Consider the following 6,274-nt stretch of genomic DNA (forward strand, 5'->3'; position numbering starts at 1 on the left):
CTATTTCACAGATTTCCGCAATGAGCCAGCCCGTCAATATCGTTTCCAAACTGCCCAATGTCGGCACCACCATCTTCACCGTCATGTCGGCGCTCGCCAGTGAAAAAGGCGCGGTCAATCTCGGCCAGGGCTTCCCCGACTTCGATTGCGACCCGGCGCTGGTCGATGCCGTCACGCATGCCATGAAGACCGGCCTGAACCAGTATCCGCCGATGGCCGGCGTGCCGGTATTGCGCGAAGCGATTGCAAAGAAGATCCAGGCACTGCACGGCCACAGCTATGATCCGCTCAGCGAAATCACCGTCACTGCCGGCGCCACCCAAGGCATCCTGACCTCGATCCTGTGCGCGGTCCACGCCGGCGACGAAGTGATCGTGATCGAACCGGCCTACGACTGCTATGTACCGGCGATCGAACTGGCCGGCGGCATTCCCGTCTTCGTCCAGATGACGGTCAGCAGCGAAGGCTACAGCGTGCCGTGGGACAAGGTCGCCGCTGCGGTCACCAGCAAGACGCGCCTGATCATGGTCAACACGCCGCACAATCCGACCGGCTCCATCCTCAGGAAAGCCGACATCGATGCGCTGGCCGACATCGTACGCAACACCGGCATCCTGATCCTGTCCGACGAAGTGTACGAACACATGGTCTACGACGGCCAGAGCCATGAATCGCTGTGCCGCCATCCTGAGCTGGCGCCGCGCACCTTCATCAACTCCAGCTTCGGCAAGACTTATCACGTCACCGGCTGGAAGGTCGGCTTCGTCGCCGCGCCTGCCGCCATGACCGCGGAATTCCGCAAGGTGCATCAATTCAACGTCTTCACCGTCAACACGCCGGTGCAATACGGCCTGACCGAATACATGAAGAACCCGGCGCCGTACGTCGAGCTGCCGGCTTTTTATCAGCACAAGCGCGACCTGTTCCGCGAGGGGCTGAAAAACACGCGCTTCAAGCTGCTGCCGTCGGAAGGCACCTACTTCCAGTGCGTGGAATACGGCGCGATTTCGGATTTGCCGGAAGCGGAATTCTCCAAATGGCTGACCACGGAAATCGGCGTTGCCGCCATCCCCGTCTCGGCCTTCTACAACACGCCGAAAGAATCCGGCATCGTGCGCTTCTGCTTCGCCAAGAAAGACGAAACCCTGCGCCTGGCGCTGGACCGGCTGGCGAAGCTGTAAGTTGCCGTCTGCATACACAATAACGAAAACAAAGAAAAGCGCGACTCCATGACCGCCGAACTCAAAGCAAGCCGCCACGACGCCATACTGGTTCTCACATTTGCCAACCCGGGCCAGCAGAACGCCTTCGACAGCAGCGTCCTCGCCGCCGCCATCGAGACGCTCTCCAAAGCCGAGCGCGACGACTCCGTCAGCGCGCTGGTGCTGACCGGCGCCGACCAGTGCTTTTGCAGCGGCGTCGAAGCCGGCAAGGATCTGGAGACGCAAATGGTCATCCTGGAAAACCTGCAAAACCTGATCGAAACCATGCGCAGCTTTCCCAAGCCGATCATCGCTGCGGTCGAAGGCCTTGCCATCGATGCCGGTTTTTCGCTGGCGCTGGCCTGCGATCTGATCGTGGCCGGCCAGAACGCCAGCTTTGGCGTCTCGCCCGCACAGATCGGCACCTGGGCCGTCGGCGGTGCAGGCTGGTTCCTGCCACAGCGTCTGCCGCAGCAATGGACGGCGGAAATCCTGCTCGACGCCAAACAACTCACTGCGACGCGTCTGCACGCTGCCGGGCTGGTCAACAAACTGAGTGCGGACGGCTCGGCACTGGACAAGGCGCTGGCTTGGGCCGAACAACTGTCGGCATCGCTGGCGTCCTTCCCGGCCGCATTTGAACAATTCAAGACATTGCTCGGCAATGCATCCAGTACTACACTAAGCGAATCTTTCTCATCAGAAAGACACCGTTTGCTCACAAAACGCCCCGGAACGGCTTAATTCCGTCCCGGATCCGGCCTGCATCAGCGCAGCAAGGGTCGACTTCGATATTCGTCTCCACCTTCTTTCACGATGGCGGCTTGGTCCACAATGAGTCAGAAGAATGCGCAAGACAATGACCGGGAGCCTGACGCCGAGGCAACGGATCACGTCGGCGCGCCTGTCGCCGGGGCGCTACGTCTGAACATCGTCCGCCACGCGCACGATCTGGCAGCACTGGCGTCGGAATGGGATGCGCTGAGCGGCACGCTGCCCTTTCAGGTTCCCTTCACGACGGCGTCATGGAACATCCTCTGGTGGCAACATCTGCGCGCCGCGCGCATGCTGATTCGCGATCGGTTGCATGTGTTCGTGCTGCGCGACCGCCGAGGCAAGCTGGTCGCCGTCGCACCGATGATCGTCAGCATGCGTCCCGGTGTCGAACTTTGCGGCGTCAGCGTGCTGCAGTTCTTCGGCGCCGATCCCAACATCACCGAAATCCGCGGCATGATCTGCCATCCCGATCACGCGGATGCCGCCATTGCCGTGCTGCAGGATTACCTCCGGGACCACAAACAACTCTGGGACTGGATCGAGTGGCAAGGCCTGTCGCCGGCGCAGGCCGAGCTTCTTTCCGCACCCGGCGTACCGCAGCCGAAAGCGCGCGTCATGTGCTACTTGCCGCTGCCGCCAAGCTGGGAAGATCTCAAGCACGGCCTGTCGCGCAACATGAAAGAAGCGATCCGCAAATGTTTCAACTCGCTCAGGCGCGACGGCCATCAGCATGCATTTTCTGTAATTGAGCACACCGCCGACGTCGCGCCTGCGCTGATGACATTCTTGCGCCTGCACAAGCTACGCGCCATGAGTCCGGAAGGCGTTTTCCACCCCAATGTCTTCCGCGACCGCAAGAGCCGCCAGTTTTTGACTGCCTACGCCGGTGCGGCGTCGGCGCAAGGGCAGCTGCGCATCTTTCAACTCAGCGTGAACGGCGCCGTTGTGGCCAGCCGGATCGGCTTCCTCAGCAAGCGCCAGCTCTATCTCTACTATTCAGGCTACGACACCGCCTGGGGCAAATACAGCGTCATGACCACGCTGCTGATCCACATCATGCAATGGGCCATCGCCCATGAGCTTGAGTGCGTCAATCTGTCGACCGGCAAAGACCAGTCCAAACTGCGCTGGCAGCCGCTGGAGGCGATACAGCACAACGCCGTCCAGATTTCCCCGCGCCTGCGCTCGGACTTTCTGTTCAAGGCTTACACGCATCTGCGCAGCTATCCCTTCATGCATCGCATTTCGCGTAAAAAATAAAAGCCGCCCCCAAATCCGCTTGTCAAAAACAGCCTCCTCTCTGCGCGTTTTTATCCCTTCGGCTACACTAGCCCGGCACATTTGAACACTCGGACAGATGCCGTTTTCATGCAGCCGCCCGAACACTTATACGACACACAAAGGAAGACCATGATTGACGTTTACAGCTGGGCCACGCCGAACGGCCACAAGGTCCACATCATGCTGGAAGAATGCGGCCTGGACTATCGCGCGCACGCCATCGACATCGGCGCCGGCGACCAGTTCACCGATGAGTTTCTGAAGATTTCTCCGAACAACAAGATCCCTGCCATCGTGGATACCGACGGTCCCGACGGCAAGCCGATTTCCATGTTCGAATCGGGCGCGATCCTGATCTATATAGCCGGCAAAACCGGCAAGTTTCTCGGTACCACCGACCGCGAAAAATTCAATATCCTGCAATGGGTGATGTTCCAGATGGGCGGCCTCGGCCCGATGCTCGGCCAGGCTCATCACTTCCGCATCTATGCGCCGGAAAAAATCGAATACGCCGTCAACCGCTACACCAATGAAGCCAGGCGTTTGTATGGCGTGCTGGACAAGCAATTGTCGAAGACCGCTTACCTCGCCGGCGACGAATACACCATTGCCGACATCGCCTGCTTCCCATGGACGCGCTCCTGGAAAAACCAGGGCATAGAACTGAGCGACTTCCCGCATGTGCAACGCTGGTTCGACGCCATCAACGCACGCCCTGCCGTGCAACGCGGCGTCACCGTGCTGGCCGACAAGCGCAAGGCGCTGACCGACGACAAAGCGAAAGACATCCTGTTCGGCAATACGCAATACCAGAAGCGCTGATACCTGCACATTAGCCTTCACATTAAGAAGCACTTTGGCGGACAGCCGGTTGCGCTGTCCGCCCCCGCTCTTCCGCCTCCTCCGCTTCGCGCACGCACCTCGCCATCCGAAATCATGGCCTAGTCATTTAACGCGTTTTTGGCTCTTTTTCAGAGCCAAACATCGCCTTAGACTGAACGCTCCAATGACGAGGAAACATGATGAGCGAGAAAATATTTCTGGCCGGCGCGACAGGCGCCATCGGTACGGTGCTGGTTCCGCTATTGGTGGATGCAGGTTACGTGGTGTACGGCAGCACGCGCCAGCAGGCGCGCGCGGAAAAACTGAAATCGCTGGGCGCAATCCCGGTCGTGGTCGATGTCTTCGATGCGAAAGCACTTGCCGCTGAGTTGATGCGGATTGCGCCGACTGCGGTGATCCATCAGCTCACCGATCTTCCCCAGCAACTTGATCCGCAAGCCATGGCCGAGGCCGGACTGCGCAATGCGCGCATACGCAGCGCGGGTACACGCAACCTGATTGCCGCAGCCCTCGCGGCAGGCGCCACGCGCATGATCGCGCAAAGCATCGCCTGGGCCTATGCCAATGGCAGGCAACCCTATGTGGAAGAAAGTGCGCTGGATACTAACGCCGAAGGTGCGCGTCGCGTCAGCATAGACGGCGTCGTCGCATTGGAGACGCAAGTACTGCAAACGCCAGGCCTGGCGGGGACGGTGCTGCGTTACGGCCAGCTGTACGGCCCCGGCACCTGGAACGCGGAAGCCAAAGGCGTCAGCCCGGTGCATGTGGATGCAGCAGCGCAAGCCGCCCTGCTCGCGCTGCAAAAAGAAGCCGTCGGCATATTCAATATCGCCGAAGACAATGCGGAAGTCAGCAGCGCCAAAGCGCGCAAGCAACTTGCCTGGGATCCGGCGTTCCGTTCGCAGCAAACTACCAAAAATGGTGGCAAATCGTGAATCTGTCCGTGCCGGCTTTGTCAGCGCGCGGCCTTGGTTATCGCTGGCTCTTACTGAGCCTCGCGGGCGGCTTTCTGCTGGCGCAGTCATCTGCGCCGCACGCTGCCGCGCAGTGGATCGCCGATATTTGCAGCACTAGCGACACGGCGGATTTACCCTTCTCCAGCTCTGCGCCGATGGCGACATCATCGCTACCGTCCTCGGCCACCGCGCGGCCGGCAACCTCGGTCAAGGTGATCTCTTGCGAACCCTTGCCCAACGTCCCCGGTAAATCCATCACGACGATGACGGTGGACTTTCCGCCGCTGGCGTATTCAGCGCCCCACCGCCATCCCGGATCGGTCACAGCGATCGTCTTGCAGGGCACCGTGCGCTCGCAAATGGAAGGCGGCCCGGTGGTCAACTACCGGCAAGGCGAAACCTGGATGGAGGCGCCGCACGCCCTGCACGTGCTTGCCGAAAATCCGGATCCGGTCAAACCCGCGCAGTTGCTGGCGATCTTTGTCGCCGACGCCGATTGCGGGCCGCTGGTGATCCCGGAACCGGCATCGCCGGCAGCGGCGCAATGAGATGAATCGACGTCCGATCAGTAACGGCGCACGATGAATTCAGCCACGCACACCGGCTTCTCGCTGTCTTCGCGTTCCATGGTGATTTCCCATACCACCTGGGCGCCGCCGGGGATCTCTTCGACCGATTGCAACGTGATACGACCGCGCACCTGACTGCCGACCGGCAGCGGCGACGGAAAGCGTACGCGGTTGAGGCCGTAGTTGAGCAGCATCTTGACGTCGCCCATGGAGATGCTCTGCCCCATGATTTTCGGCAGCAGCGCCAGCGTCAGGAAGCCGTGCGCCACGGTGCCGCCGAACGGCAATTCGCGCTTGCTGCGCTCGACGTCGACGTGGATCCATTGATGATCGCCGGTAGCGTCGGCGAACAGGTTGACCTGCTCCTGCGTGACTTCAATCCAGTCGCTGACGGCGACTTCCTGGCCGACCAGTTCATTGAGGGCTTCGATATTTGCGATTTCGCGCATGGGTTTCCTTGGTTCTTGTTGAACAGATCATAAAAAAAGCGTCGGCTGAATAATCAGCCGACGCCCTTGTCGTTATTCACTACAACATCTATACCGCGCTCACGTCCAATGCAGCCTCGGTATTGGCGATAACTTCCTCTTTCGTCACGCCCGTCGCCAGTTCAATCAGCTTCAGGCCGGCCGGCGTCACATCAATC

At 60.2% G+C, this 6,274-nt stretch carries 7 protein-coding genes and 1 pseudogene; 6 read left to right on the forward strand and 2 right to left on the reverse strand.

The window, feature by feature from the left end:
* Nucleotides 1-20: 20 nt before the first annotated feature.
* The 6 genes from AKL25_RS08925 (at nucleotide 21) to AKL25_RS08950 (ending at nucleotide 5,607) form a co-directional block, all read left to right on the forward strand.
* Nucleotides 21-1,181 carry a pyridoxal phosphate-dependent aminotransferase gene (locus AKL25_RS08925; RefSeq protein WP_050477279.1) on the forward strand — a complete coding sequence of 387 codons (1,161 nt, stop codon included), beginning with the start codon at nucleotides 21-23 and terminating at the stop codon, nucleotides 1,179-1,181.
* 48 nt (nucleotides 1,182-1,229) lie between these two features.
* The gene (locus AKL25_RS08930; RefSeq protein WP_050477280.1) at nucleotides 1,230-1,946 is read left to right on the forward strand and encodes an enoyl-CoA hydratase-related protein; all 717 of its coding nucleotides are present in this window, start codon (nucleotides 1,230-1,232) and stop codon (nucleotides 1,944-1,946) included.
* A 90-nt stretch (nucleotides 1,947-2,036) separates the two neighbouring features.
* Nucleotides 2,037-3,239 (forward strand): GNAT family N-acetyltransferase, encoded by a 1,203-nt coding sequence (locus AKL25_RS08935; protein ID WP_050477281.1) that lies wholly within the window; start codon nucleotides 2,037-2,039, stop codon nucleotides 3,237-3,239.
* A gap of 150 nt (nucleotides 3,240-3,389) precedes the next feature.
* A complete protein-coding gene (locus AKL25_RS08940; protein WP_050477282.1) occupies nucleotides 3,390-4,082 on the forward strand; it encodes a glutathione binding-like protein in 693 nt (230 codons plus the stop codon).
* 200 nt (nucleotides 4,083-4,282) lie between these two features.
* The gene (locus tag AKL25_RS08945) at nucleotides 4,283-5,038 is read left to right on the forward strand and encodes an NAD-dependent epimerase/dehydratase family protein (protein WP_050477283.1); all 756 of its coding nucleotides are present in this window, start codon (nucleotides 4,283-4,285) and stop codon (nucleotides 5,036-5,038) included.
* Nucleotides 5,035-5,607 carry a cupin domain-containing protein gene (locus tag AKL25_RS08950; protein ID WP_240475688.1) on the forward strand — a complete coding sequence of 191 codons (573 nt, stop codon included), beginning with the start codon at nucleotides 5,035-5,037 and terminating at the stop codon, nucleotides 5,605-5,607. The genes AKL25_RS08945 and AKL25_RS08950 overlap by 4 nt, the downstream gene beginning before the upstream one ends.
* A gap of 17 nt (nucleotides 5,608-5,624) precedes the next feature.
* Here AKL25_RS08950 and AKL25_RS08955 read toward each other — a convergent pair whose 3' ends face one another.
* Entirely contained in the window at nucleotides 5,625-6,077 is a 453-nt protein-coding gene (locus tag AKL25_RS08955; RefSeq protein WP_050477284.1) for a MaoC family dehydratase, read from the reverse strand.
* A gap of 88 nt (nucleotides 6,078-6,165) precedes the next feature.
* A pseudogene (locus tag AKL25_RS24615) lies at nucleotides 6,166-6,274 on the reverse strand (succinyl-CoA--3-ketoacid-CoA transferase); the annotation flags it as partial.

The sequence above is a fragment of the Herbaspirillum rhizosphaerae genome (genome assembly GCF_001189965.1).
GTDB classification, from domain to species: Bacteria; Pseudomonadota; Gammaproteobacteria; order Burkholderiales; family Burkholderiaceae_D; genus Herbaspirillum; species Herbaspirillum rhizosphaerae.